The organism is Streptomyces sp. H27-H1, from assembly GCF_026627445.1.
Lineage (GTDB): Bacteria > Actinomycetota > Actinomycetes > Streptomycetales > Streptomycetaceae > Streptomyces.
The window spans coordinates 1-551 of record NZ_JAPNLJ010000173.1; the positions used below are offsets into that span (position 1 = coordinate 1).

Sequence of the window (551 nt, forward strand, 5' to 3'; positions counted from 1 at the left end):
CGGCATGCCCACCGACGACCCCTCCCTGAACGTCACCCGCAGCCGCCTCGGACGCCTCACCCGCCAAGGCTTCCTCACTCAGCCCGGACGGGGCCTCTACCGGAAAGGGACTTAACGACCTCTCAGAGCAGGGGATACGACGCGGGGACACGGGTGGCAGAGCGCAAGCGTCACGTGATCGTGGACACGATCGGCCTCCTCCTGGTCGTCACGGTCACCACCGCGAGCGTGCAGGAGCGCGGGAGCGGTGGGTGGTAGAGCGCACATTGTCGTGGATCTTCCAGCGCCGACGCTGCGTACGCGACTACGAACGGTTACCCGAGCACCACGAAGCCATGGTCAAGTGGTCCATGATCATACTGATGGCACGAAGGCTAGCCCGCTCCACCGCCAAGCACCCCTAACGATCAGTTCGTTCACGGGCACTTAGAGGTCGCGCAGATAGGCGCGGTGGGGAGCCTTGGGCGAAACAGGCACAGGCCCTGGGCGATCACGTAGTTGTCACGTTCTGTGATTTCTCGGGGTCTGCCGCGAACGGAGTGGCTGTACGC

Annotated in this window: 1 protein-coding gene; it reads left to right on the forward strand. The window is 64.4% G+C overall.

All coding sequences use genetic code 11. The features are described from left to right. Nucleotides 1-153: 153 nt before the first annotated feature. Complete coding sequence (locus tag OTB20_RS42345) at nucleotides 154-258, forward strand: hypothetical protein (RefSeq protein ID WP_420716633.1); 105 nt, start codon at nucleotides 154-156, stop codon at nucleotides 256-258. Nucleotides 259-551 lie beyond the last annotated feature (293 nt).